General features: G+C 63.7%; 27 protein-coding genes. 14 read left to right on the top strand and 13 right to left on the bottom strand.

The window, feature by feature from the left end:
- Nucleotides 1–456 precede the first annotated feature (456 nt).
- Nucleotides 457–804: a hypothetical protein gene (locus G3N58_RS28600; protein WP_206000864.1), complete on the bottom strand. Its 348-nt coding sequence runs from the start codon at nt 802–804 to the stop codon at nt 457–459.
- Nucleotides 805–1309: 505 nt separating this feature from the next.
- Between G3N58_RS28600 and G3N58_RS28595 the strand changes: the two genes are divergently transcribed.
- Together G3N58_RS28595 and G3N58_RS28590 are read left to right on the top strand one after the other, a co-directional pair.
- The gene (locus G3N58_RS28595) at nt 1310–3100 is read left to right on the top strand and encodes a penicillin-binding protein 2 (RefSeq protein ID WP_206000863.1); all 1791 of its coding nucleotides are present in this window, start codon (nt 1310–1312) and stop codon (nt 3098–3100) included.
- Nucleotides 3101–3350: 250 nt separating this feature from the next.
- Nucleotides 3351–3605, top strand: a complete 255-nt coding sequence (locus G3N58_RS28590) for a DUF2866 domain-containing protein (protein WP_167039926.1) — start codon at nt 3351–3353, stop codon at nt 3603–3605.
- Nucleotides 3606–3708: 103 nt separating this feature from the next.
- Here G3N58_RS28590 and G3N58_RS28585 read toward each other — a convergent pair whose 3' ends face one another.
- On the bottom strand, nt 3709–4377 hold the full coding sequence (locus G3N58_RS28585) for a 2-hydroxychromene-2-carboxylate isomerase (RefSeq protein ID WP_205990036.1): 669 nt from the start codon (nt 4375–4377) through the stop codon (nt 3709–3711).
- Nucleotides 4378–4709: 332 nt separating this feature from the next.
- On the opposite strand from G3N58_RS28585, the gene G3N58_RS28580 reads away from it, so the two are divergent.
- A complete protein-coding gene (locus G3N58_RS28580) occupies nt 4710–5078 on the top strand; it encodes a hypothetical protein (protein ID WP_167039637.1) in 369 nt (122 codons plus the stop codon).
- Nucleotides 5079–5191: 113 nt separating this feature from the next.
- On the opposite strand, the gene G3N58_RS28575 is transcribed toward G3N58_RS28580, so the two are convergent.
- Entirely contained in the window at nt 5192–5818 is a 627-nt protein-coding gene (locus G3N58_RS28575; protein WP_167039635.1) for a LysE family translocator, read from the bottom strand.
- Between the two features lie 295 nt (nt 5819–6113).
- Between G3N58_RS28575 and G3N58_RS28570 the strand changes: the two genes are divergently transcribed.
- From G3N58_RS28570 to G3N58_RS28550, 5 genes are all read left to right on the top strand, one after another.
- A complete protein-coding gene (locus tag G3N58_RS28570) occupies nt 6114–6698 on the top strand; it encodes a YigZ family protein (protein ID WP_206000862.1) in 585 nt (194 codons plus the stop codon).
- A 345-nt stretch (nt 6699–7043) separates the two neighbouring features.
- Nucleotides 7044–7619 carry a hypothetical protein gene (locus G3N58_RS28565; RefSeq protein WP_167283663.1) on the top strand — a complete coding sequence of 192 codons (576 nt, stop codon included), beginning with the start codon at nt 7044–7046 and terminating at the stop codon, nt 7617–7619.
- A gap of 111 nt (nt 7620–7730) precedes the next feature.
- On the top strand, nt 7731–8351 hold the full coding sequence (locus G3N58_RS28560; RefSeq protein ID WP_167283662.1) for a LysE family translocator: 621 nt from the start codon (nt 7731–7733) through the stop codon (nt 8349–8351).
- 706 nt (nt 8352–9057) lie between these two features.
- Nucleotides 9058–10461 (top strand): OFA family MFS transporter, encoded by a 1404-nt coding sequence (locus G3N58_RS28555; RefSeq protein WP_167039627.1) that lies wholly within the window; start codon nt 9058–9060, stop codon nt 10459–10461.
- A gap of 10 nt (nt 10462–10471) precedes the next feature.
- A complete protein-coding gene (locus G3N58_RS28550; protein ID WP_167283660.1) occupies nt 10472–10600 on the top strand; it encodes an oxalate:formate antiporter in 129 nt (42 codons plus the stop codon).
- Nucleotides 10601–10774: 174 nt separating this feature from the next.
- On the opposite strand, the gene G3N58_RS28545 is transcribed toward G3N58_RS28550, so the two are convergent.
- The 3 genes from G3N58_RS28545 to G3N58_RS28535 form a co-directional block, all read right to left on the bottom strand.
- A complete protein-coding gene (locus G3N58_RS28545) occupies nt 10775–11200 on the bottom strand; it encodes a DUF3830 family protein (protein ID WP_167039623.1) in 426 nt (141 codons plus the stop codon).
- Between the two features lie 301 nt (nt 11201–11501).
- Entirely contained in the window at nt 11502–12263 is a 762-nt protein-coding gene (locus tag G3N58_RS28540; RefSeq protein ID WP_167039621.1) for an ABC transporter permease, read from the bottom strand.
- Nucleotides 12260–13186 (bottom strand): ABC transporter ATP-binding protein, encoded by a 927-nt coding sequence (locus tag G3N58_RS28535; RefSeq protein WP_167039619.1) that lies wholly within the window; start codon nt 13184–13186, stop codon nt 12260–12262. The genes G3N58_RS28540 and G3N58_RS28535 overlap by 4 nt, the downstream gene beginning before the upstream one ends.
- A gap of 422 nt (nt 13187–13608) precedes the next feature.
- On the opposite strand from G3N58_RS28535, the gene G3N58_RS28530 reads away from it, so the two are divergent.
- The 3 genes from G3N58_RS28530 (at nt 13609) to G3N58_RS28520 (ending at nt 15866) form a co-directional block, all read left to right on the top strand.
- Nucleotides 13609–14424, top strand: a complete 816-nt coding sequence (locus G3N58_RS28530) for a sulfite exporter TauE/SafE family protein (RefSeq protein ID WP_167039617.1) — start codon at nt 13609–13611, stop codon at nt 14422–14424.
- Entirely contained in the window at nt 14421–14927 is a 507-nt protein-coding gene (locus G3N58_RS28525; RefSeq protein ID WP_206000861.1) for a hypothetical protein, read from the top strand. Before G3N58_RS28530 ends, G3N58_RS28525 begins: the two co-directional genes overlap by 4 nt.
- Nucleotides 14928–15095: 168 nt before the next feature.
- A complete protein-coding gene (locus tag G3N58_RS28520; RefSeq protein WP_205990040.1) occupies nt 15096–15866 on the top strand; it encodes a transporter substrate-binding domain-containing protein in 771 nt (256 codons plus the stop codon).
- 321 nt (nt 15867–16187) lie between these two features.
- On the opposite strand, the gene G3N58_RS28515 is transcribed toward G3N58_RS28520, so the two are convergent.
- Nucleotides 16188–16358 (bottom strand): hypothetical protein, encoded by a 171-nt coding sequence (locus tag G3N58_RS28515; RefSeq protein WP_241017265.1) that lies wholly within the window; start codon nt 16356–16358, stop codon nt 16188–16190.
- Nucleotides 16359–16823: 465 nt separating this feature from the next.
- Between G3N58_RS28515 and G3N58_RS28510 the strand changes: the two genes are divergently transcribed.
- Nucleotides 16824–17447: an ABC transporter ATP-binding protein gene (locus tag G3N58_RS28510; RefSeq protein ID WP_206000860.1), complete on the top strand. Its 624-nt coding sequence runs from the start codon at nt 16824–16826 to the stop codon at nt 17445–17447.
- Nucleotides 17448–17585: 138 nt separating this feature from the next.
- Here G3N58_RS28510 and G3N58_RS28505 read toward each other — a convergent pair whose 3' ends face one another.
- Entirely contained in the window at nt 17586–18593 is a 1008-nt protein-coding gene (locus tag G3N58_RS28505; RefSeq protein ID WP_206000859.1) for an NAD(P)-dependent alcohol dehydrogenase, read from the bottom strand.
- A 292-nt stretch (nt 18594–18885) separates the two neighbouring features.
- Here G3N58_RS28505 and G3N58_RS28500 point away from each other — a divergent pair, with 292 nt between their 5' ends.
- Together G3N58_RS28500 and G3N58_RS28495 are read left to right on the top strand one after the other, a co-directional pair.
- Nucleotides 18886–19083 (top strand): heavy-metal-associated domain-containing protein, encoded by a 198-nt coding sequence (locus G3N58_RS28500; protein ID WP_206000858.1) that lies wholly within the window; start codon nt 18886–18888, stop codon nt 19081–19083.
- 70 nt (nt 19084–19153) lie between these two features.
- Complete coding sequence (locus G3N58_RS28495; RefSeq protein ID WP_167039605.1) at nt 19154–19549, top strand: DUF305 domain-containing protein; 396 nt, start codon at nt 19154–19156, stop codon at nt 19547–19549.
- Between the two features lie 152 nt (nt 19550–19701).
- Here the strand turns inward: G3N58_RS28495 and G3N58_RS28490 are convergent, their stop codons facing one another.
- The 5 genes from G3N58_RS28490 to G3N58_RS28470 all read right to left on the bottom strand — a co-directional run.
- Nucleotides 19702–20949 carry an MFS transporter gene (locus G3N58_RS28490; protein WP_206000857.1) on the bottom strand — a complete coding sequence of 416 codons (1248 nt, stop codon included), beginning with the start codon at nt 20947–20949 and terminating at the stop codon, nt 19702–19704.
- Nucleotides 20950–21089: 140 nt separating this feature from the next.
- Entirely contained in the window at nt 21090–21722 is a 633-nt protein-coding gene (locus G3N58_RS28485; protein WP_206000856.1) for a class I SAM-dependent methyltransferase, read from the bottom strand.
- Nucleotides 21723–21739: 17 nt separating this feature from the next.
- A complete protein-coding gene (prpF, locus tag G3N58_RS28480; protein WP_206000855.1) occupies nt 21740–22927 on the bottom strand; it encodes a 2-methylaconitate cis-trans isomerase PrpF in 1188 nt (395 codons plus the stop codon).
- 155 nt (nt 22928–23082) lie between these two features.
- Nucleotides 23083–25680 carry a Fe/S-dependent 2-methylisocitrate dehydratase AcnD gene (gene acnD / locus G3N58_RS28475; RefSeq protein ID WP_206000854.1) on the bottom strand — a complete coding sequence of 866 codons (2598 nt, stop codon included), beginning with the start codon at nt 25678–25680 and terminating at the stop codon, nt 23083–23085.
- A 228-nt stretch (nt 25681–25908) separates the two neighbouring features.
- Nucleotides 25909–26078, bottom strand: a 170-nt coding sequence (locus G3N58_RS28470) for a citrate/2-methylcitrate synthase (RefSeq protein WP_277396992.1), incomplete at its 5' end; no start/stop codon positions are given.

Here is a 26078-nt window from a genome sequence, read left to right as displayed (position 1 = left end):
ATCCGCACCTCGTCAAAAAATGCAGGAATTACGCGTTAATATGCCTGCTTCCTGCAATTCCCTCAACCCCATTCAGAGCGCAAAGCCTTGCACCATAAGGCTTCGAGGATTGTTCAGGCTCGACTAATTAAAATTCGCAAATATTATTTTTAAATACATATCAAATAACACACCAATAACAGCACCAGAATCGCCACCACAATCATCGGCTAAACCGTTTATAAACAGACACACAAGCCAGCGAATTGGCACGCAAAACGGCAGATTTTCCTGCTGGTAATCAAACCGAATTGCGCCGTCAACACAGCGAGCGGTGCATAAACAGCAATCCAATAGACGCTCGTGGTCCAAGCCCCGCTGCACCGGCTCCCGATCACAGTGACGCCCGGCGCGCTCGCGCCGGGCGTGATGCTGCTCGTGCAGCGGGCCACCCTATGCCATCGGTGCACGAGCGGGCTAGTTGTCGGCTAACTTCCGCGAGACAACGTAGACATCCACGCTACCCATGGAACATTCGGCAGACGATGCTTCGCTTGACGTGATGACCTCGATCACGCGCCCCGACTTGTCATGGAACGTCATGTCGTACACATCGCGATAAAGGTCCTGGCCGACTTTCTGCGATGCGATGCGCACCGCTTGCGTTTTCGACGCGTCGAGCTTTGTGGGATCGATGATGCCTGCATTCCGCAGCTTCACTTCGGCGATGCTCCTGGGCCAGCTAACGCACTGCGCAGGTGAGCCCAGCATGGCAAAGGCGGGAGCAGTGAGAAGGATAGATGCGGAGATGGCGATTGCTTTCATTCATGGCGTTGCAGCGTATAGGCGTCCGCGTGCTGGTCATTTCTCAAGCGCTCCTTCCCGTTGGTGAAAGCGTTCACCGTAGACGCACGGGCCGATAACGTGCAATCGGACGACTCCTAAATGCGAGCGACAAGCCGGCGAGCAGGCAAAAAGAAGGCGCTCCACAGGCCGGGAGCGCCTCTTCAACACGCCGCGTCGGAGTTGACGCATCAATCGAACGAGCCAGCCGCGCCGATTTTGCAAGTCCGCGCGTTTTTTTATCTGGCCGGAACTGCCCCCACCTCTTTGCGCCTCGACCGCTCGCTCAGCCATTCTTGCATAAGCCTCGCGATTAAATTACGTTTTCTTTACAATCATGCAACAGCGACGGTCCTCGCCATGCGCCCGCAGCGCCTTGCAATCGCGCAACCGGCAATGACCGTCGCCTCGCGCCGCCGGCCACACCGCCATTGCGTCCTGGCGTACCGGCGGCCTCGTTCAATCGAGAGTCCCGTTATTCGCGCCCATGATCCACAAGAAGAAACCGCCGTCGCTCGATCCCTACGCGCCCGTCGCGAAGAACCCGCTGCTCGCCGCGCGCCTGCCCGCGTGGCGCTCGACATTCGTCGTGCTGCTCGTGTTCGGCGCGTTCGCGGCGCTCGCGGGCCGCGCGTTCTGGGTGCAGATCGTGAACCAGGACTTCTACGCCGGCGAGGGGCAAAAGCGCTATCAGCGCGTGCTCGAGCTCGATGCGACGCGCGGACGGATCGTCGATCGCCACGGCTCGATGCTCGCGGTCAGCCTCGCAACCTACGAAATCTGGGCCTCGCCGAAGCTGCTCGAAGAGGGCGCGCTCGCGCCGCTCGCGAAGCTGCTCGACCTGCCGCTCGCGGAGTTGCGCAGACGCGTCGGCGGCGAGCACAGCTTCGTGCTGCTCAAGCGCCAGGTCGATGCCGACACCGCCGCGCATCTGTCGCGGCTCGGGCTCGCCGGCATCACGCAGATCGCCGATTCGAAACGCTTCTATCCCGAAGGCGAATCGGCCGCGCACGTGGTCGGCTTCACCGACATCGAGGACAACGGCCAGGAGGGCGTCGAGCTCGCCGCCAACGAACGGCTACTCGGCGTGCCGGGCCAGCGCGAGGTGATCCGCGACCGGCTCGGCCGCGTCGTGTCGGAGACCCGGCCGCTCGTGCCCGCGCGCAACGGCGACACGATCCACCTGACGATCGACCGGCGCATCCAGCAACTCGCGTACGCGCAACTGAAGGCCGCGATCGCGCAGCACAAGGCCGAAGCGGGCAGCGTGGTCGTGCTCGATGCGCGCAACGGCGAGATTCTCGCGCTCGCCAACTATCCGAGCTTCGATCCGAACAACCGCGCGCGCCTCTCCGGCCGGCAACTGCGCAATCGCGCGGTGATCGATACGTTCGAGCCCGGCTCGACGATCAAGCCGCTCGTCGTCGCGCTGTCGATCGACGAGGGCAAGGTGCGGCCGCACAGCGTCATCGACACGGCGCCGGGCTGGTACCGGATCGGCCCGGCCGTGATCCACGACACGTCGAATCACGGCGCGATGACGGTCGCCGAGGCGGTGCAGAAGTCGAGCAACATCGCGCTCGCGAAGCTCGCGCTGAACCTGCCGGCCGAAACCATCTGGACCAAGTACCGGCAATACGGGCTCGGCGCGAAGCCCGAGCTGACCTTTCCGGGCGTGGCCGCCGGCAAGGTGCGTCCGTACAAGCGCTGGCGTCCGATCGAACAGGCGACGATGGCGTACGGCTACGGGTTGTCGGTATCGCTGCTGCAGATCGCGCAGGTCTACACCGCGTATGCGGGCGACGGCACGATGCAGCGCGTGAGCCTGTTGCGCGATCCCGATGGCGCGGACAGCGCGGCCGGCGTGAACATGAACGCGGCCATGAACGCAAACGCCGACGATGCGCTGCTGGCCGCCGAACGCGGCGTGCCCGTGACGACGCCGGCGACCGCGCGCGCGATCCGCAACATGCTCGAAATGGCGACCGGCGCGGGCGGCACGGGCCGCGCGGCGACGGTGGACGGCTACCGCGTCGGCGGCAAGACCGGCACCGCGCGCAAACAGATCGGCGCGGGCTACGCGAAAAACCGCTATCGCGCGCTCTTCGTCGGCATGGCGCCGATGAGCGACCCGCGCCTGATCGTCGCCGTGATGATCGACGATCCGGCCGGCAAGGCGTTCTATGGCGGCACGGTGGCGGGGCCAGTGTTCAGCGGCGTGACGGGCGGCGCGCTGCAACTGCTCGGCGTGCCGCCCGATGCGGCGCAATCGCTCTGAGCGTCGGTGGGAGCGTCGGCGGACAGGTCAACGCGGCAAGGGTCGTGCTCACCTTCGCGAGACCACACACGCGCCCGCACATCTGCGCGGCAGTGGCGCATCTTTTAAGTCTCGCTTAATTCTTCCCTGCAACTATCACGCAAACCATCCCCTGTTGAGCCGCCAGAACATCGGCGGCGCTTTTTCTCTCAACGGGTATCAAAGACGCGAGGCGAACGAGCCGATGGCCGCGAAGAAAAAGGAGGCACTCATGGTTGAAGAGATGGTTTTCGAACACCTGCGCGCCATGCCCGATCACGAATGGACTCGCCAGATCCACTCCTGCAAGGTCTCCGATCCGCTGCAACCGCCGTGGGGCCGCTCCTACCGGCTCGTCGAATGGACGATGAAGCACACGCCCGAAGCCAGCCGCCGCGTCGTTCCCGCCGAAAGTACTCCGCTCGAAATCGCACAGGCCGTGGTATCCCACGTGCCGGGCCGGCGCTTCTGCCAGCACGGCGATTGATCTCCGCCTTCACGACACGCAGCGCGTTACCGCGTTGGCTGCGGCCTTGATTCCAGCCTTGATCCCGGCCTTGACTCGCACATCAACTCGCGCATTCACCCCGTCAGTTCCGCTCACCACTCGCCGGCATCGACACGCAGTAGTCCAACGCATCGTCCAGCCGGTCGTTACCCCAGAACATTTCCGCGCCGACAAAAAACATCGGCGCACCGAAAATGCCTCTCGCGATCGCCTCATCGGTCTGCTCGCGCAGGCGCAGCTTGTTGGCGTCGCTTTGCGCATCGGCGATCAGTTGCTGCGCCGGCAAGCCGAGCGCATCGAGGGCTTCGCTCACGACGTCGGGCGAACCGATGTCGCGGTCGTCGGCGAAATTCAGCTGCATGATCTTGCGGCAGTACGCGGCGATCCACGGCTCGTTCGCACCGAGCAGCGCCACGCGCATGGCCAGTAGCGCGGCGCGCGGAAACGTGCCCGGACGCGTGAGCGCGATGCCGTATTTGCGGCATTGCCGCTCCATGTCCTTCCACACGTACGCGCCTTTTTCCTTCTGCAGCACGAACGGCGAGTTGTCGTAGCCGAGCCTGCGAAACACGGGGCCGAGCAGGAACGGGCGCCATAGAACCCGCACGCCGCGCGCGGCCGCCAGCGCCTCGATGCGCATCATGCTCAGATAGCTGTAGTTGCTGCCGAAGTCGAACCAGAACTCGATGGCGCGCGGCGCCGTGACAGACGACGCCGACGCGGCAACCGGTGAAGACGCAACCTCATTCATGACTGTCTCCCGAATCATGAGCGATGCAACTCGCGCGTATCGCGGCATCGCTGCCTTGCAAAGCTTAACAGTTGCATGCAGCGCTTCTGCCTATGATGGCTTTTTGCGCTTCACACGAGACGGCCACGCCATGAATTATCCGTACGACATGCTCACCGCAACCTGTCTGTTCATCATCGTCGTTTCGTCGCTGATTCTGCTCGCGTTGTCCTAAGCTCACTGAGCTCACGGCAGTCCGCTTACGCGGCTTCAACAATCCCTATCTTTACGGCGCATCCCCATCCGCGGGACAGATTATACTGTACGCATATACAGTATTTTACGTCTGAACAATGCGTCTTCCTCCCTTCGAGCCACCCACGCTCGTCGAACTGCGCAGCTGGTGGCGCACACGTGACGAGCAGGCCGTTCAACGGCTTATCCTCGAGATTCAGCGGCACAGGCTCGCGCTGCTGGAACTGCGCAGCCTGATCGACAACGGCGTTCAGCAGGCACGAGCCGCCGACCGCTCGCTCGTCGAGCACGGCCAGCCGCTGATGGCGCTGCGCATCCGGATCGCGCAGGAAGTGCTGCGCGTCGGCGACATCGACGATACGCGGCAAAAAAGCCGCACCGAGCAGGAACGGCGCGCGCTTAGCACGCAAAACCAGATGGAGTACGCGCGCGAGGGCCGTTTGCGCAGACAGCGCCGCAATGTCTAGCGTGAAACGTGGCCCAGTCTCGATCGCGAAACGCCCTCGAAGCAGCCTCGCAGCGACCGCGAAACGTCCAGGACGCGTCCAGGAAGCGACCGAAGAAAAACGACCGGCTCGCCTCAGCGCGTCTGCACGGCCACGCGCAGCCCGAGCGAAATGAACAGCACGCCGATCAGCTTGTTCTGCCAGCGGGTCAGCCAGGTCAGGCGCTTGACGAGCTTGCCGAGCGGCCGCATGGTCAGCACGATCGACGTCGTATAGAGCGCGCTCATGCCGACGAAAATCAGCCCGAGCGTCACGAACTGCAGAAACGTCGAGCCGTGTTCGGGCCGTACGAATTGCGGCAGGAAGGCGAGGAAAAACAGCGCCGTTTTCGGATTCAGCACCTCGGCGGGAATCGCCTGAAAAAACGCTTTCGAGCCCGATACCGGTACGACGGCCGGCCTATGCGGACTCGCCTGCTTCTCGCGCAATGCGCGAATGCCCAGATAGACGAGATACGCGGCGCCGACGAATTTCACCGCGTTGAACGCGAGAGCGGATGTCATCAGCAGCGCGGAAAGACCCACTGCCGCGCCGAGCGTATGCACGAAATCGCCCGTTGCGATACCGAGGCCGGTGAGAATGCCGGCCTTGCGTCCGCCGTGCAGGGTGCGCGTCAAAACCAGCAGCACGGCCGGGCCGGGAATCAGAAAGAGCCCGAGCACGACGGCAACGAAAGTCCCCAACGTGGATAGATCAAGCATGTGGTCTCCTTGCGCGCGCTGAAGCGGGTCAATGGATGCGCGTTTAACGGGCCATTGTAGACGAAGCGCTCGCCCGCGCATCGTGCCTGCCCACGTGCCTCGCCTGCATCGCTTGCTTCGCCTGCCTCACCTGCCTCACCTGCCTCACCTGCCTCACTTGCCCCGCCTGCCTCGCCTGCCTCGCCTGCCTCGCCTGCCCCGCGCTCCCCACGCGCCCGATGCATGGGCGATCCGTTACCATGGCGGGCACGGCCCCGCGCGCGGCCGCCTCTTTTCATCCACCGAAGTCTTTGCCTTGCCCACCTATACCCTGCCCGCGCCGCTGAGCGCGGAACTCGAGATTCGCAAGAGCCGCTTTATCGCCCACGCGATACCGGTCGCCGATCGCGACGCCGCGATGGCCGAATTGCAGCGTCTGCGCGAACAGCATCCGGCCGCGACGCATGTCTGCTGGGCGCTGCTGGCGGGCGGCCAATCGGGCATGTCCGACGACGGCGAGCCGTCCGGCACCGCGGGCCGGCCGATTCTCGAAGTGTTGCGGCATCACGATCTCGACGGCGTGCTGGCCGCCGTGGTGCGCTATTACGGCGGCGTGAAACTCGGCGCGGGCGGCCTCGTTCGCGCGTACACCGACGCAATCGCATCGGCCCTGCTCGACGCGCCGCGCGTCGAGCGGATTGCTCAGGTAACGTTGAGCGTCGAAATGACTTATGCCGATGAAGCGAAGGTACGCAGATGGATGGACGCCGAGGGCTACGCGCTCGTGGAAAGCGCATACGGCATGCTCGTGAAAATGACGATGCGCGTGCCCGCGAATGCGCTCGACGAGGCGAAGCGAACGCTGATCGATATGACGCAGGGCAAGGCGGGTTTCTTCTAACAGCGCTGCCGGTTCAGCGCTTCCACCGTTGAAAAGGCGAGGAAGCGCGGCAAGCGGTTTCACGCTGCCCGCAGGCGTCACGACTGGCGATGTTCGCTCACGCCGCGCGCAAGCGCCATCCGCGCATATTCCCCGGTATCCATTGCAAACACGGCCAGGTATGATGAGCGCGTTTGTCGACTCGATGCGGTCGGCTCGATACGGCCGGCCCGCCAGGCGAATCAGCCACGGGACCGGTACGCGGGCCGGCAGTCCGGCCCATTGCTACCCTGCTGATTGTTCTCCAGCGCGATGACTTCATTTAAACGGGCAACTTCCCTCGCTTCGCTCGCATCCGTCTCCCGCATGGCTCGCGCGCATTCGCCGCTAGGAGCCGTCGTGCTCAGGGGTTGCGGCGTCATGATGCTGCCGCTGATGCTGTCCGCCTGCTCGTGGTCGTGGTTCGGTCTCAACAGCAGTGCCACGCACGCCAAAGCCCATGGCACAGGGTCGCTCAGCGTGGCGCCCGCCGACGACTTCGCCTACCTGCCCGCCCGCGCCGACCATATTTCGCCGAATCGCATCGAAAATACGGCGATGACCGGCATCGTGCTCAAGGACGATATCAACGAAGTCGTGCGCAAGCGCATCGCCTACAGTCTGCGTAGCGCCGGTTTTCGCATCGACGACAGGCGCCGCGTACTCAGCGGCAGCATTGAAACGTTTACGGTGGACGACACGCGTTCGCCGGCATTGTGGACGCTGAAGATACGCTACGTGGTCATCGATACGGCCACGCAGAGGGTCATGTTCACGACCGCCTGCACCGTCAAGCGAAAGGCGCCGAAGTTCACGAGCAATACGATCGCGATCGAAGACACGGTGCAACTGAGCATCGATACCTTGATCGGCGATCCGGGCTTTATCAAGGCGGTGAACTGAGCGGACGGCCCACGAAAGTGCGCGGCGGCGTCGCTACCATGCCTCTGCGAGCGCCGCGCGATCCGCCGCCGCGCGCTGCACCGTCACCTCACGTTCGGAGTGCGAGCCGTCATGTCCCTCACCGCCTGGCTGTTCTTCCTGCCCGCCTGTTTCGCCATCAACCTCGCGCCCGGACCCAATAACCTGCTATCCATCAACGTGGCCGCGCGCCATGGTTTCGTGAAAGCGTTCGCCAGCGGCACCGGTCGCCTGCTCGCTTTCGCGATGATGCTGGTGCTGGCCGCCACCGGTCTCGCGGTCGTGCTGCACGCCTCCGAATGGATCTTTCTCGCGATCAAACTGGCAGGCGCGGCCTATCTGATCTGGCTTGCCATTCAATTGTGGCGCAGCGACGCACCCGCTATCGATACGTCGCAACCTCAGGACGCGGCGCTCATTCGCCTCGCGCGCCAGGAATTTCTCGTGGCCGCCGGCAACCCGAAAGCGATTCTGGTTTTCACCGCGTTTCTGCCGCAATTCGTCGACGTCTCGCAGCCGATACTCCCGCAGTTTGCCGTGCTCGGCGCGAGTTTTCTCGTGCTCGAATGGGTCGCGATCGCGCTGTACTCGTGGGCCGGCATGTATCTCGGCAAATGGCTCGGGCGCGCAAAAGTCCGCCGCTGGTTCAATCGCTGCTGCGGTGGATTTCTGGCGGCGATCGGGGTGAGTTTTCTGCTGGTTCGGCGTGGGTGAGGGACTGAAGTCAGGACGACTGCTCATGCTCGTTGACCTTTATATTTCCGAATCATGAACGGCGGAACGTTCGGCGATTCGATTCGTTATCTTTCCGGTTGGTCAGCCGAATGAAAAACACACATCCGTATAGCGGCAGATATTGACCGACGAGTCGGCTTCGTGGGTAGCTCGCGGCATCCGGTCTCGGCGTATCTGGCGCCCGACTGTCCGATCCCGGTATTCGTCGCGATGGGCCGATCCGGCACACATACCACACCGGCCCATTCGTTTTTGCGTACGCATTTTTTGCATGTCCCGCCCGCCTCGGCCCGGTAAAACCGCCACGGCAAACATCCCTCATTGCACGCCCATCCACGTCAAACCGCACCGGTTTTCCCACGATTTGCGCAAAAGCGTACCTGACAGCCGCTTTTCACCAGGATGACACCTTATGCCATCGCATCTCATATTGCGAAGCCGCGACACACGTCCTATTGTCGTGCAAGGCGGGAATCCCGGAGCGGCGGGCCCAGGCTATATGAAATAAAAATACATATAGGAACGGCGCGATGACCTGTGCACGCTATACTCCGCCGCTTGAAGAAAATGTATGAAGCGCCGATAACAGAAGAATCTCACACACAACTACGTTGATGGGAGCGGGTCATCGCGCAAGCCTCGACCCCGCGCGCCAGCCCCGCCCCCAGTCCATAGGAGACTGACTATGAGCAGCATCAGCGAGCCTGACGGCCAGCAAAATTCCGCCCCGTTCTTTTCCAAACAGGCCACCGTCGCCCAACCCGGTTTTTCACGCTGGATGGTGCCGCCCGCCGCGCTCGCCGTGCATCTGTGCATCGGCCAGGCGTATGCGTTCTCGGTGTTCAACGGCCCGCTCACGAAAGTGATCGGCATCACGCAGTCCGCCCCCGATGACTGGTCGCTGACCGCGCTCGGCTGGATCTTTTCGCTCGCGATCGTGTTCCTCGGTTTGTCGGCGGCATTCGCCGGCAAATGGCTCGAACACGTCGGTCCGCGCCGCACGATGTTCACGGCCGCCTGCTGCTTCGGCGGCGGCTTTCTCGTCTCCGCGCTCGGCGTGTATCTGCATCAGATCGTGCTGCTCTATCTCGGCTATGGCGTGATCGGCGGCATCGGGCTCGGCCTCGGCTACGTATCGCCGGTGTCGACGCTGATCCGCTGGTTTCCGGACCGCCGCGGCATGGCGACCGGCATGGCGATCATGGGCTTCGGCGGCGGCGCGATGATCGCCGCGCCGCTCTCGGTCGCGCTGATGAACCACTTCCACAGCGCGACGAGCGTCGGCGTGGCCGAGACGTTCATCGTGCTCGGCATCGTCTATTTCATCTCGATGTCGATCGGCGCACTCGCCATCCGCGTGCCGCCGGCAGACTGGAAACCGGCCGGCTGGACGCCGCCTGAAACGACGCAGAACCGCCTGATCTCGCGCAATCACGTGCATATCGACCAGGCATTGAAGACACCGCAGTTCTATCTGATCTGGCTCGTGCTGTTCCTCAACGTGACGGCCGGCATCGGCATTCTCGGCCAGGCCTCGGTGATGATCCAGGAGAGCTTCAAGAACTCGGTGACGGCGGCCGCCGCGGCCGGCTTCGTCGGCCTGCTGTCGCTGTTCAACATGGGCGGGCGTTTCGTGTGGGCGTCGGCGTCGGACTGGATCGGCCGCAAGAACACCTATGCGATTTTCTTCGTGCTTGGCGCGGTGCTCTATTACCTCGTGCCGAGCTTTGCCGCGAACGGGCAGATCGCGCTGTTCGTGCTCACGTACTGCATCATTCTGTCGATGTACGGCGGCGGCTTTTCGACAGTGCCGGCCTATCTCGCCGACATGTTCGGCACGGCGTTCGTCGGCGGCATTCATGGGCGTTTGCTGACGGCGTGGGCCGCGGCGGGCGTTGCGGGCCCGGTGCTCGTCAACTACATTCGCGCCTATGAAGTCGCGAACGGCGTCGCGAAAGCGGACGCCTACACGATGACCGTGCACATCATGGCCGTGCTGCTCGTGATCGGCTTTATCTGCAACCTGCTGGTCAAGCGCGTGGATGCAAAGCACCACATGACCGATGCACAAGTCGCCAAGGGCGCGTAAGGAGACCCGTATGTCGAACGTTCAAACCGCTCATCCGACCAACAAGGCGATGCTCGCCGTGTTCTGGCTCTACGTGATGATTCCGCTCGCGTGGGGCGTGATCAATACGCTGTCGCAGGCGATGAAGCTGTTCAGGTGAAGTCGCGCGCACCCCGTCCGTTCACGCGGTAGGATGCGCGCAGTGCCTTGAGTCGTGCTTTGAGTCGTGCTTTGTCATGAGGCCGCGATGCGGCCTCTTTTCATTGGCCCGGCGAGCGGCGATGAGTTGCCGGCGAGCGTCGGCAGGCCGCCATCGCGCCGTGCCCGTCAGCCCTCAGATCTTCTCGAACACCACGTCCTGCGCGCCTTCCCACAGCACCTTGACGCCGAGTTCGCGCAGCTTCTCCTTGCCCTCGACGATCGTCAGGAAGTGATTGCCGGCAAGCTGTCCCAGCTTGCTTGCGAAGCAGCACGAACCATAGGCGAGGATGATCTCGGTTTCGCTATAGCCGCCCGGATAGAACAGGATGTCGCCGACCGACGGATGGCTCGTGTGATTCTCGAAGCCGACCGCGACGCCGTCGTTCTCGAGCCTGAAATCGCCGAGCGGCACCCAGCAACCCTCGCCGCTCCAGCGCACGTGAATGAGCTTCTGCCGATACGGCAGCAGCTTCAGGAACGCGGCCACCGTCTGCGGCGCATCGGGATGGGTTTCGGCGATAAAGGTGTGGCCGCAGGCGGTCATTCGGAGTCGGGTCATCGCGGGGTATCCGGTAGGGCGGGTTGAAGGGTAAGTCTGCAAGACAGCGGCGAACGGCGCGGTCGAGGCGGCCTGCTGAATCGATGTGCCAGATCGGCGTGCTGCCTGGAACCCTGAAGCGCGTTCAGCAAGATTACGCGAACTTCATTCTCCCTTTCGATACGGGATTTCGACAGATACAGTTGCCCACGCACTGGTCAGGCCAGTTAGACCTGTCCGGTTCGACCGGTTGCGGCCACACGGCAACGCGCCGCCCCGCGAAGGTTGTCGCATCGCGAAGCGACCCGGTAAATCGACGTCGTCAGCTCTTGAGCCGGTAACCCGTCCTGAAGATCCAGCCGACGATCACGAGAAACACCGCGAGAAACAGCAGCGTCATGCCGAGGCTCAGGCCCACATCGACGTCGCCAAGCTCGAAGAAGCTCCAGCGAAAGCCGCTCACCAGATAGACGATCGGATTGAACAGCGTCACGCCGCGCCAGAACGGCGGCAGCATGTTCACCGAGTAGAAGCTGCCGCCGAGAAACGTGAGCGGCGTGACGATCAGAAGCGGCACCAGTTGCAGCTTCTCGAAGCCGTCCGCCCAGATGCCGATGATGAAGCCGAGCAGACTGAACGTGACCGCGGTCAGCACGAGAAACAGCACCATCCAGAACGGATGCATGATCTGCAACGGCACGAAGAATCCCGCCGTCGCGAGAATGATGAGGCCGAGCAGGATCGACTTGCTGGCCGCCGCGCCAACATAGCTCACGACAATCTCGAGATACGACACCGGCGCCGACAATAGTTCGTAGATCGTGCCCGTGAAGCGCGGAAAGTAAATCCCGAACGACGCGTTCGCGATGCTCTGCGACAGCAACGACAGCATGATGAGCCCCGGCACGATGAACGCGCCATAACTGATGCCGTCCACTTCCTTGATGCGCGAACCGATCGCCGAGCCGAACACGACGAAGTACAGCGACGTGGAAATGACCGGCGCGATGATGCTTTGCATCAGCGTGCGCCACGTGCGCGCCATTTCGAACTTGTAGATCGCGCGCATTGCGTAGATGTTCATTGATCCCCCCGCAGCAGATTGACGAAAATGTCTTCGAGCGAACTCTGCGTGGTGTGCAGGTCCTTGAAGCGGATGCCCGAATCGTCGAGCGATTTGAGTAGCGCGATGATGTCGGTACGCCCGCCCTCGCCTTCATAGGTGTAGATCAACTCGTTGCCGCCCTTCGCGAGCGCGAGCGTGTAACCCGCGAGCGAGCCCGGCACCGCGTCGAGCGGGCTCTCCAGTTGCAGCGTCAACTGCTTCTTGCCAAGCTTGCGCATCAACTCGGTCTTCTCTTCGACGAGCATGATCTCGCCCGCGTTGATGACGCCGATGCGGTCGGCCATCTCCTCGGCCTCGTCGATGTAGTGCGTGGTGAGAATGATCGTCACGCCGCTGCCCGTGAGCGAGCGCACGAGCTTCCACATGTCGCGCCGCAGTTCGACGTCGACGCCGGCGGTCGGCTCGTCGAGAAACAGCACGCGCGGTTCGTGCGACAACGCTTTCGCAATCAGCACGCGGCGCTTCATGCCGCCCGAGAGCGTCATGATCTTGTTGTTGCGCTTCTCCCATAGCGACAGGTCGCGCAACACCTTCTCGATGTAGGCCGGGTTCTTCGGCTTGCCGAACAGACCGCGGCTGAACGAGACGGTGGCCCAGACGGTTTCGAACGAGTCGGTGGTCAGCTCCTGCGGCACGAGGCCGATCAGCGAGCGGGCCGCGCGATAGTCGGCGCCGATGTCGCGGCCGTCGACCGTCACGCGGCCCTCGCTCGCATTGACGATGCCGCAAATGATGCTGATGAGCGTGGTCTTGCCCGCGCCGTTCGGTCCGAGCAAGGCGAAGATTTCACCACGGTTGATCGCCAGATTGATGTTCTTCAGTGCCTGAAAACCACTGGCATAGGTTTTCGACAGATTCGTGACGGAGACGATTGGCTGCATGGATTCGTTGATGGCCGACACCGATAACTGAGTGGAAGAAACGACGCGAGCGCGTCGCCGCTTCCGCAATGTAATGGAAAGTGCGAAAGCGTGCAGAGCAGGTGGACGAAGCGATGGCCGGTTGCCCCGCTGCGCATGCGTGGTCGACAAGCGGGTTCGAGGCAAGTCGATCGCTGACCGCCGCGCCGTTCCGGTTTGCCGAACCATCGGAATCGAGCCATGAAGCGCTCCCGAAGAAACCGGCGCATGGTGCCGTGGGCAGGCGTTATCGGTCCTCTCCTCAGGCACGGTATCATTCGCCCTCACTCACCGGCCGCTTCCCGCTCCGCGCGAGACGCGCAACCGAAGCGGCCGCACGATACCAGCAGACCACGCGCGACATCGCTCTGCCGATTCGCGCGCCTCATTCACGGATTGCCACCATGCCTCATTTCGATCTCGCCAGCGGCATACTGGGCTCAAGCCTGCAAACGCTCGATCTCTATGCGCTCATCGGCATCGTCGCCGCGCTGTTGATCGGCGGCATGGTCAAGGGCGTGGTCAGCATCGGCGTGCCGCTCGTCGCGATGCCGATCCTGAGCCACTTCCTGCCGATCAAGGCGGCCGTGCTGCTGCTGTCGATGCCGATCATCCTCGGCAATATTCCGCAGGCGCTCGAAGGCGGCGAACTGCTGCCGACGATGAAGCGCATCGCCGCGCCGCTGATCGGCACGGTCATCGGCAATCTGGTCGGCGTGATGGTGCTGATCTCGCTTGCGCCGCATCGCGCGCAAGCGGCGGCCGGCGCCTTGCTGATGATCGCGGCCGTGCTGCTGCTCGCGGCGCCGCGGCTTACGTTGTCACCGGCATGGGCGAAGCCCGCTGGGCTCGCGCTCGGCTTTGGCGCGGCGTTGATGGAGAGCATCGCGTCGGTGCCCGGGCCGTTGCTCGCGATGTACCTGATCGCGACGGGCGCGACCGGCAAGGCGTTCACGAAGCAGATCGCGATCATCCTCGTGGTGTCGATCATCACGCTCGTCGCCGCGTTCAGCGGCGGCGCGCATGCAAGCTGGAGCGATCTGGCGATTTCGGTGTGCGCGAGCGTGCCCGTGATCGCGGGCATCCTGCTCGTGCGGCCGTTGCGCGACCGCCTGCCGCCGGCGGTGTTTCGTGTGCTGGTGCTGCTGTTCGTGCTGGTCGCCGCCGCGCAGATGATCTGGAAATCGGGGGTTTTGCAGGCGTTGGTCGGCGGGCAATGAGCCGCTATGCGGGGTCTTTTGGCCTCTTCACATTCTTTCTGCTTGCCGTCTGCATCGTCGCCATCATCGTGGTGATTTCAACGTTCCGCGCCTTGTGCTTCATCTTTTCAGGCCAGAACGACCGTATTCAGCGTGCGAAGCAAATGCTCCGCGTATCGACACGACGCACGCTCATCAGCGTCGTCGCCGTGAGCGCAACAGGCCGTCTCTGGAGTGATGGGCAGGACATACGAACCCGCTCGTTTATCCGGCCGATCGATTGCACCGTTGAACGGTCGCCTGATAAAAGCTACGTAGTGCGCAGTTGTTATGCGGGTGAAAAAAGAATGATCAGAGTCTATGACCGGAATGGCTCACGACTCCTTGCCGAGCGAACCTACGTCGATCTATCGGACGACCCGGTCATCGCTGCAATACCCGGAGAACGACAATCTCGGCACGATAAAACTTCCGCCCTCGCTCTACGACCGCTTCATGGCGAAACTGCCCTGAAGCACGCATGACGCGATTCGTCGCCACTCCCGGGCTCGCTCATGCCGCGAGCTTTTTTTCCGCCAGGCACTCTGATCGGTAAAAGTGATCGCGATAGGCCAATACGAGCTATTCCCCCGCATAAAGGCATCCTACTATCGGCTGGACCGGAGACACCCCATTTTTCCCGACCATCCGATATGAAAAAAATACCGTCGATTCTGCTTTCCATCGCATTGGCTTTCAGCAGCAGCGCCTTCGCGCGCGAGGGCGACACCGTGCGCCTCGGCATCGATCCGACCTATCCGCCCATGGACGCCAAGGCGCCCGACGGCTCGCTCAAGGGCTTCGACGTGGACCTCGGCAACGAAATCTGCCGCCGCATTCACGCGCATTGCCAGTGGGTCGAACTGGAGTTCTCCGGCATGATTCCGGCACTGCAGGCGCGCAAGATCGACGCGATCATGTCTTCGATGGCGATCACGGCAAAACGCGAGCAACAGATTCTCTTCACATCCAAGCTGTACCAGTTCAAGTCGCGGCTCGTCGCGCGCAAGGGCGCCACGTTCGGCACCACCGGTCAGTCGCTGGCCGGCAAGTCGATCGGGGTGCAGTCGGGCACGCAGTTCGAAAGCTATGCGCTCGCGAACTGGGCACCGGCCGGCGCGAACGTCGTCCCCTACAAGAGCCAGGAAGAAGTGTTCGCCGACCTGCTCAACGGGCGCCTCGACGCGGCGCTGCTCGGCTATGTCGAAGCCGATTATGGCTTCCTGCGCACGCCGCAGGGCAACGGCTTCGCGTTCGTCGGCGGTCCGCTCTCGATGGGCGACCGCGGCACGGGAATGGGCCTGCGCAAGGATGAAACCTCGTTGCAGGCGCAGATGAACGATGCGATCGCAGCGATGCTCAAGGACGGCACCTATGCGCAGATCGCACGCCGGTATTTCGATTTCGATCCGTACGGAAACTGAAAACTGGGGAAGGGAGCACTGGGCGCTGCGATTAGCGCCGCGCTTTGCGGCGCCGGTCATAACATGAGGATGGTCCTCACTGTCGCGGACAAAACGCCAACGGGTCGATGAGCGACGGGCCTCTGCGGGCCCGTTCGCATCATCGCCACTTTCTCTCAGGTCCTGCTTTTTTCGCCGATGCCGGCCCGCATCGGCGGTTCCTCGCCGCTTTACTTACCTGGGTCCTCGCGTCTAACTCCGTCCTACCGCATCCGGATTGGGCGCCTTGCTTCGCTGCGCCGCTTCTCTGTGCCGCTTCGACTCACTCTTCACGCAGGCGGCTCAAGCCTCCAAGCCCGACTCCACCGTCAGCCTGCCGCGCAATCTCGCGATACGGCTGCGCTGACTCGCAATCAGTTCATGCGTTTCTTCGAGTGCGCCAATGCGCTGCTCCCAATAGCCCTGATCGAACTTCGGCGGCGTGGCGCCTTCGCGCGTCACGTAGCCGATCATGTTCTCGAGATGCCGTCATTCGCTGTCCGCCAGATTGGCCGGACGCCACCCGCCACGCTGCGCGGCTCGCGGCCTGCTCGTACCGTTCATCGTCGCTACTCCGTACCTTTCTTGCTGGCCGTCGATAGTCGTCGCATCGATCGCTCAACTGAAAGCGATCTGCAATCTAATCGTATGACCATAACGCACGTTTCCGGCACGGCTTGACCGTGTGTCTCAAAATTGGCCGCCGACACGCAAAATTCCGGCTTTCCGGGTATTCCCTCACTCTGCCCCGGGCTTTGCCGATGCGCTGGCCGCCCTCGCTTGCCCCATGCCGCCAGCCTCACCTCGCTTGCCCCACCTCGCTCTACTGACAACATTCCGCCGGACTGCCATCGCCCCAACGCGCGGGCCACGAGGCGAATGGCTCACTCGACGCGCGCTGCTACACTGGCGCGCATCCGTCATTCCCGCCCTCAACCCATGCTTCGATTCGACAACCTCAGCAAGCGCTACGGCGAACGCGTCCTCTTCGAGGGGCTGCATTACGACGCGTCGTCCGGATGCTTCGCGTTGAACGACGAGTCCGGCAGCGGCAAGTCGACGCTGCTCGGCATTCTTGCCGGCGCGCTCGAAGCCGATAGCGGCGACGTATGGCTCGGCGGCCATTCGCTGCGCGGCGCGCGAGCCGCCGCGCAGGCCGTGCTCACCTATGTGCCCGAGGACAGCATGAGCTGGCCGGCGCAGACGGGCCGCGCGTATCTGGCGCAGGTCGCGTCGACGAGAAAGACCGTGCTCGACGACGAGGTGCTTGCGCTCGCCGGGCGCTTCGGTCTCGCGCCTCATCTCGACAAGCGTTTCGAACAGATGTCCTACGGCAACCGCAAGAAGGTGTTTCTGAGCGCGGCCATGCTGGGCGACACGCGCGTGCTGATCGCCGACGAACCGGCCGGCGGCCTCGATGCATCGGCGCGTGGCGTGTTGGCCGAGCTGTTCAGAACGCTCGGCCAAACCCGCACGGTGTTTTTCACGAGCTACGACGAGGCCTTCACGCAAGCCTGCGAGGCGACGCGCATCGGCTTCGCCGATCTCTCCAGGGCTGCGTGAAAAAGGCCATCTGAAAAGGCCGCTTGAAACGGACGACTTCAAACAGGCCGCCTGAACAAGCTGCATGAACAGCGCTTGCCTGAAAAAAGCGACCCGAGCCGCACCGGAACCGCCAGGCGGCACGTCACCGCGCACCGCTCAGATCGCGACGCAGATCTTGCCGAAGTGCGCGCCCGACGCTTCGTGACGGAACGCATCGGCCAGCTTGTCCAGTTCGAACGTGCTATCGATCACGGGCTTGATGCCCGTCGTTTCGAGCGCGCGAATCATCTCGATCTGATCGTGGCGGCTGCCGACGATCAGCCCTTGCAAACGCTGTTGCCGTGCCATCAGATGCGCGGTCGGCACCGGACCTTCGCGGCCGGTCAGCACGCCGATCAGCGCGATATGGCCGCCGATCCGGCAAGCCGTGATCGATTGCGGCAACGTGCCGGGGCCGCCCACTTCGATCACGTGATCGACACCGCGCCCGCCGGTCAGTTGACGCACCTGCTTGCCCCACTCGGGATTCTCGCGATAGTTGATCGTATGGTCGGCGCCGAGTTCGCGCAGCTTCGCGAGCTTCCCGTCCGACGACGACGTCGCGATCACCGAGGCGCCCATCGCCTTCGCCAGTTGCAAGCCGAAGATCGACACGCCGCCGGTGCCGAGCACGAGCACCGTGCTGCCCGCCTTCAACTGACCATCGACGACGAGCGCGCGCCATGCGGTCAAACCGGCTGTGGTCAGCGTCGCGGCCTCGGCGTGACTGTAGCCGGCGGGCGCATGCGTGAAGTAATGGCTCGGCAGCACGACGGCCTCGCGCGCATAACCGTCGACACCATCGCCCGGGGTTGTCGAAAAATCGGCAATCGGTGCGGGCCCGTTTTCCCACAGCGGGAAGAAGCACGACACGACGTGATCGCCTGGCTTGAACTCGCGCACGCCTTCGCCCACCGCTTCGACAACGCCCGCGCCATCGGCCATCGGAATGCGCCCGGCTTCGGCGGGCAGTACGCCGCTCACCACGCCGTAGTCGTGAAAATTCAGCGAGCTGGCGCGAATGCGCACGCGAATCTGTCCCGCGGCGGGTTGACCGGGATCGGCGAGATCGACGACCTGAAGATGATCGACAGTGGCGGGCGAACCGATTCTGACGGCTTTCATGTTGCGTTCCTTGGTGAGTTGCGCAGGCGTTTCATGCAGCATTGCAAGCACTCGGCGCATGCCAGGTGCCTGAATACCTGAAGCAGTTGCCCGCATCGGGCATACCGGCCTTATCCGTGCATCGGCACGTTGGCGAGAGCAGTTCGTCAAAGAATACCGCAAGCGGTTTTTATGCGTCGGCATCCATGCACACATTCATGTCAGGTGCATGTCAGATGCATGAGATTGCGCTTGACCTTGCCACTGCGGGAAGGTCCACGATGCATAAATCATTGCTGACCGGAGAGAGTCAATGGAATTCGTCATCCCCGACATGGCCTGCGGTGGCTGTGCGAAAGCCGTCGCGCATGCGCTGAACCGCATCGATCCCACGGCGAGAATCGACATCGACGTGGCCGTTAAAATCGCGAGAGTCACATCGGCGTTGCCCGCGCAACGGTTCGTCGACGCAATCGAGGCGGCGGGTTTTCATCCTTCGCACCGAAGCTGATTAGCTGATTCAACGTTTTCATCGCAGTAGCAGCGTGACCGAGGCTTCCCCCTATCAACAGGACACCACTATGAAAAACCTTCGCGCTTTCCGCGCTCTCTGTTTGTTCAGCGGTTTGGCCTTCGCGGTGGCGGCCATGCCGGCTCACGCGCAGCATCAGGGCATGCCCGGCATGGAGATGGAGGATTCGGAGCACGCCGGCGCGGGCGATTCGACGCAGGCCTTCAAGGCCGCCGACGAGCGCATGATGCACGACATGAGCGCCCCCGAATACACAGGCGACGCCGACCGCGACTTCGTCGCGCACATGATCCCGCATCATCAGGGCGCGATCGAGATGGCGCAAGCGGAACTGAAATACGGCAAGGACCCGGAGATCAAGCGGCTCGCGCGCAACATCATCAAGGCGCAGCACGATGAAATCGCGTTGATGAAACGCTGGCAGGACAAGCACGGCGACAAGTAAGCCGGTGAGATTCGACGGCGAGGCGCGCGCTTCGCTGTCGAATCTCAGTCGAATTGAAGTCGAACCGCTCAATACCGCATGAACGACTGCCATTGTGTGTCGAGCGGAATGCACGAGCATTCCACTCGGCCCCTTCGATCACGCGTGAAAAATCACCAGCGCGGCCGCTTGCGCAACAGCGGCGTCATCGCGATCAAACCGACAATCGGACCCGGCAGCAACAGCCAGGCCACGTGTACGTCGAGCGCGTGATAAACGCTCGTCGACCACAAGATCGAGCAGGCCGACAGAAAGAAGCCGAAGCTGTTCTGCAACGTCAGCGCGCCGCCGATCTTGTCGGCGGGACAGGCCTTGACCGACAGCGCTGAAAACTGCGGCGAATCGGCGATCACGCTGATGCCCCACACGAGCAGCAGCGCAAGCTGCGCGGCGGTGCCGAGCGAACTCGTCAGCGGATAGATCGCGCACAGCGTGCCCGATATCGTCAGCGCGAGTGCAGCCGTGCGCGCGCTGCCTACCGATTTGCTGAGCCTGCCGCCCGCGAGGCAACCAAGCGCGCCGATGGCGATAATCAGAAACGACCACCATGCCACGGTACTCGCGGGCGCTAGCACACCGCCCGTTGCGAAGGCCCGTTGCACGAGCAGCGGCGTGAGCGTCCAGAACGCGTACAGCTCCCACATGTGGCCGAAATAGCCGAGCGCGGCAGCGCGAAACTCGCCGATTCGCACCACCTGCCCGATGCCCGCCGACAAACCGAAGCGGCGATTGCCCGAGCGTCGCGCGTGCGGCCCTTCGCCGAGCGAAACGACCAGCAGTGCGCCGAGCACCGCGAGCACCGACGATGTCAGCACCACCGTTTGCCACGGCACCGTCGACAACAACGCGCGAATCGCATGCACCGACGCCGTGCCGAGCGTCAGCATCGCGACGAGCAGCGCGAGCGTCTGCGCGGCGCGCTGCGGAGCCCACGTGACGAGCAGTTTCATGCCGAGCGGATAGATGCCCGCAAGCGCGACGCCCACGCCGAAGCGGAACGCGAGCGCCGAGGCGAGCCCGCCGCTGCACAGCGCGAACAGCGCATTCAGCGTCGCGCCGAGCACGCCGCAGACGGCGAACACCTTGCTGGCCGACACGCGATCGGCGAGTCCGGTCGTAGCGGACAGCAGCGTGCCGACGATAAAGCCGGCCTGCACCGCATTCGTAAGCCAGCCGATGCCCGATGCGCTCAGTTGCCACGCGACCTGCAAATCGCGCATCGCGCCGTTCGCGCTGAACCACAGCGAAGTGCCGAGCAATTGCGCAACCGCAATAACGATAACCGCGCGATTCGCGCGCGCGGCCCTACGCGCCGCGTCTTCGGGATTGCCGGGGTCCGCCGCATCCAGCCTGTCCTGCATCGTGTCTCCTCTGCCTCCCGATTCTGATGCGCGTGCCGTGAGCCTTAAGCCGTCAGCCGCAATCGGCCGGTCACGCACGAGCGTGCTGCTCATTGTAGACGAGCGGCCGATTCGCTTTGCCGCGCAGCGGCGCGAACGGACTACGGCCGGCCCGGCGGAACCGACTTCTCGAACACGAGCCGGGTCCACGTCACGCCGCGATCGCGATTGGCCTGCTGTACCGATGAGGTCTGCAACTCGCACGCGAGCCGCAAGCCCTGCATGCTCGCGAGGCGAATCGTTTCTTCCGGCGTGACGTCGAACATGCGGCGGCCCTCAGGCACCGGCCCGTGCCGTAGCGACATGATCGACACGCCGCCAGCGCGCAGCAACGACGCGATGCGAGGCATCGCGCGATGGCGCTGCTCTTCGTCGAGGTGCATCCACACGGCGGTCAGCATCACCGCATCGAAGGTCTCGCGCCGCGCCAACAGAACGGCGAGATCGGGCAGGCTGTCGTCGAGCCATTCGACCGGCGCCGATGGATGCAACTCGCGCGCCGCCTCGCGTAGTTCATCGACCGGTTCGATGGCGACCACCGCATGCCCGAGCGCCGCGAGCGCGGCCGCATCGGTGCCGATGCCGCAACCGATATCGACGATTTTCGCGGGCGCGTCCGGCATGAAATGCAGGATCGCGCCGTGCTGCCCGGCAAACGAAATCGCGCGCCATTGCTCGCGCAGCGCCGGCGCGCGCTCCGCGTAACCCTCGGTGCCGCTGACGTTGATGGACATCGGTTGCGCGCGATGCCTCAGCCCTGCTGCGGCACCCTCACCCAGCCTTCCATCAGCACGCGCGCGCTGCGGCTCATCAGCGCCTTCGTCACGACCCACTCGCCGTTTTCGAGGCTCGCCTGCGCGCCCACGCGCAGCGTGCCCGACGGATGCCCGAAGCGCACCGACTCGCGCTCGCCGCCGCCCGCGGCCAGATTGACAAGCGTGCCCGAAATCGCCGCGGCCGTGCCGATCGCGACGGCCGCCGTGCCCATCATCGCGTGATGCAGCTTGCCCATCGACAGCGCGCGCACCAGCAGATCGACGTCGCCCACCTCGACCGGCTTGCCGCTCGACGCCACATAGCTGGCCGGCTTCGCGACGAACGCGACCTTCGGCGTGTGCTGGCGCGTCGCGATCTCGTCGAGATGCCTGATGAGGCCCATGCGCAGCGCGCCGTGCGCGCGAATCGTCTCGAACATCGCGAGCGCCTTTTCGTCGCTGTTGATCGCGTCCTGCAACTCGGTGCCCTTGTAGCCGATGTCCTCGGCGTTGAGGAAGATCGTCGGAATGCCCGCGTTGATCATCGTCGCCTTCAGCGTGCCGACGCCGGGCACGTCGAGATCGTCGACGAGCTTGCCGGTCGGGAACATCGCGCCGCCCGCGCCGTCTTCCTCGGCGGCCGGGTCCATGAATTCGAGCTGCACTTCGGCGGCCGGGAACGTCACGCCGTCGAGTTCGAAGTCGCCGGTTTCCTGCACCGCGCCATCGGTCATCGGCACGTGCGCGACGATCGTCTTGCCGATGTTGGCCTGCCAGATGCGCACGGTCGCGAGGCCGTCGCGCGGCAAGCGGCTCGCCTCGACGAGACCCGCGCCGATCGCGAACGGCCCGACCGCCGCCGACAGATTGCCGCAATTGCCGCTCCAGTCGACGAACGCCTTATCGATCGACACCTGGCCGAACAGATAGTCGACGTCGTGATCGGGCCGGCTGCTGCGCGCCACGATCACGGTCTTGCTCGTGCTCGACGTCGCGGCGCCCATGCCGTCGATCTGCTTGCCGTACGGGTCGGGGCTGCCGATCACGCGCATCAGCAGCGCGTCGCGCGCGGCGCCCGGCTGTTGCGCGGCCTCGGGCAAGTCCTGCAAGCGGAAAAACACGCCCTTGCTGGTGCCGCCGCGCATATAGGTGGCCGGAATCTTGATCTGGGGAAGGTGGGCCATGAGAGTGTCCTGAGATGAAATCGTCTTCGATGGGAGGCGATGCGGCATCGTCGGGCCGCATCGCATTGTTCTGCTTCGTGTTCGCCGCAATCACGCTTGCGGCGCAAACCGCCGGTACCGGTCGTAAAACCCAGCGGCGTCAAACCATCAAACCATCAGGCCGCCGCTTGCGTCGATTCGAGAAAGTCCTGCGCGAAACGCTGCAACACGCCGCCCGCTTCGTAGATCGACACTTCCTCGGCCGTATCGAGCCGGCACGTGACGGGCACCTCGACACGTTCGCCGTCCTTGCGATGAATCACGAGCGTGAGGTCCGCGCGCGGCTTGCGCTCGCCGGTCACGTCGAAGGTTTCGGTGCCGTCGATGCCGAGCGTCAAACGGTTCACGCCGTGCTTGAATTCGAGCGGCAACACGCCCATGCCGACGAGGTTCGTGCGGTGAATCCGCTCGAAGCCTTCCGCAACGATCGCTTCGGTGCCGGCCAGACGCACGCCCTTCGCGGCCCAGTCGCGCGACGAGCCCTGGCCGTAGTCGGCGCCCGCGATCACGATCAGCGGCTGCTTGCGCTCCATGTAGGTTTCGATCGCTTCCCACATGCGCGTGACCTGGCCTTCGGGTTCGATGCGCGCGAGCGACCCGGCCTTCACCTGGCCGTTGTCGAGCACCATCTCGTTCTTCAGCGTCGGGTTCGCGAAGGTCGCGCGCTGCGCGGTCAGATGATCGCCGCGATGCGTCGCGTAGGAATTGAAGTCCTCTTCGGGCAGGCCCATTTTCGTCAGGTATTCGCCGGCCGCGCTGTCCGGCAGAATCGCATTCGACGGCGAAAGATGGTCCGTCGTGATGTTGTCGCCGAGTACGGCCAGTGCGCGCATGCCCCTGAGCGTGCGCTCGCCCGCGAGCGCGCCTTCCCAATACGGCGGACGGCGAATATAGGTGCTCGTCTCGCGCCACTCGTAAAGCGGATTCGCCTGCTCGCCGCTCTCGGCAGCGAGCGCGAACATCGGTTCATACACCTTGCGGAATTGCTCGGGCTTCACGCTCGCGGCGACGATCGCATCGATCTCCGCATCCGACGGCCAGATGTCTTTCAGCGTGACTGCATTTCCATCGGCATCGATACCGAGCACGTCCTTCTCGATGTCGAAGCGGATCGTGCCCGCAATCGCATAGGCGACGACGAGCGGCGGCGAGGCCAGAAACGCCTGCTTCGCGTACGGATGAATGCGCCCGTCGAAATTGCGGTTGCCCGACAGCACGGCGGTCGCATACAGATCGCGCTCGATCACTTCCTTCTGGATTGCCGGGTCCAACGCGCCGGACATGCCGTTGCACGACGTGCAGGCATAGGCGACCACGCCGAAGCCGAGCTGTTCGAGTTCCGGCAGCAGCCCCGCCTCTTCGAGGTACAGCGTGACCGCCTTCGAGCCCGGCGCGAGCGAGGTCTTCGCCCACGGCTTGCGCGTGAGTCCGCGACGGTTCGCGTTGCGCGCGAGCAGACCCGCCGCGATCATGTTGCGCGGGTTGTTCGTATTCGTGCAGCTCGTGATCGCGGCGATGATGACCGCGCCGTCCGGCATCAAACCGGGCTCGTTCTCGACCTTGCCGCTGATGCCGCGCGCGGCGAGGTCCGCCACCGGCAAACGGCGATGCGGATTCGACGGCCCCGCGAGCGTGCGCACGACCGTCGAGAGATCGAACTTCAGCACGCGCTCGTATTCGGCATGCCTGAGCGTATCGGCCCACAAGCCGGTTTGCTTCGCATAGGTTTCGACGAGCGTGACGAGCGCGTCGTCGCGGCCCGTGAGCTTCAGATACCTGATCGTCTGTTCGTCGATATAGAACATCGCGGCGGTCGCGCCGAATTCGGGCGCCATGTTCGCGATGGTCGCGCGATCGCCCAAGGTCAGGTTCGCCGCGCCCTCGCCGTAGAACTCGAGGTAGGCGCCGACCACTTTTTCCTTGCGCAGGAATTCGGTCAGCGACAGCACCACGTCGGTCGCGGTGATGCCCTCGCCCGGCTTGCCCGTCAACTCCACGCCGACGATATCGGGCAGCCGCATATACGACGCGCGGCCAAGCATCACGCTCTCCGCTTCGAGGCCGCCCACGCCGATCGCGATCACGCCGAGCGCATCGACCATCGGCGTATGCGAGTCGGTGCCGACGAGCGTATCGGGAAACGCGACGCCGTCCTTCACCTGCACGACCGGGCTCATGCGTTCGAGGTTGATCTGATGCAGGATGCCGTTGCCGGGCGGAATCACGTCGACGTTGCGAAACGCGCGCTTGGTCCAGTTGATGAAGTCGAAGCGGTCTTCGTTGCGGCGGTCTTCGATCGCGCGGTTCTTCGCGAACGCATCAGGATCGAAGCCGCCGCATTCGACGGCCAGCGAGTGATCGACCACGAGCTGCGTCGGCACGACCGGATTGACGAGCGACGGGTCGCCGCCTTGCGCCGCAATCGCATCGCGCAGGCCGGCGAGATCGACGAGCGCGGTCTGCCCGAGAATGTCGTGACAGACAACGCGCGCCGGAAACCATGGGAAATCGAGTTCGCGCTTGCGGCCGATGATCTGCCTGAGCGATGCGGCGAGCGTCGCCGGATCGCAGCGGCGCACGAGATTTTCGGCAAGCACGCGCGACGTGTACGGCAGCTTGTCGTAAGCGCCGGGTTCGAGCGCATCGACCGCGGCACGCGTATCGAAGAAGTCGAGTTCGGTGCCGGGAAGGCGTTTGCGGTTGGCAGTATTCATGGCGTAGGGGACAGGACAGTTATCGGCCGCCGAGGGAAAGTCCGGCTGCGGCCGGCGCGTCGAACGCGCGGCCGGCCGGACAGTGCGGGTAGTTTAGCTCGCTGCTGGCGTGTTGCTGAATTGCGGGTGTTTTGATGCGTGTTTTGCTGCGTGCTTTGACATGTGCTTCGCGGCTTATTTCGCTCAATACCGGGCGGCACGCGTGACACAGCCCGCCCGGAACTGGCCTCAAACGCGCTTCGCGAGCGGCACGAACGGCAGGTCGTCCGGCCCGGTGTAATTCGCGCTCGGCCGGATGATCTTGTTGTCGATGCGCTGCTCGATGATGTGCGCGCTCCAGCCCGCCGTGCGCGCGATCACGAAGATCGGCGTGAACATCGCGGTCGGCACGCCCATCA

The organism is Paraburkholderia sp. Ac-20342 (genome assembly GCF_017104985.1).
Classification (GTDB): Bacteria; Pseudomonadota; Gammaproteobacteria; order Burkholderiales; family Burkholderiaceae; genus Paraburkholderia.
Note: the sequence above shows the minus strand (reverse complement) of the source record. Positions and strands in the feature narration are given on the sequence as shown.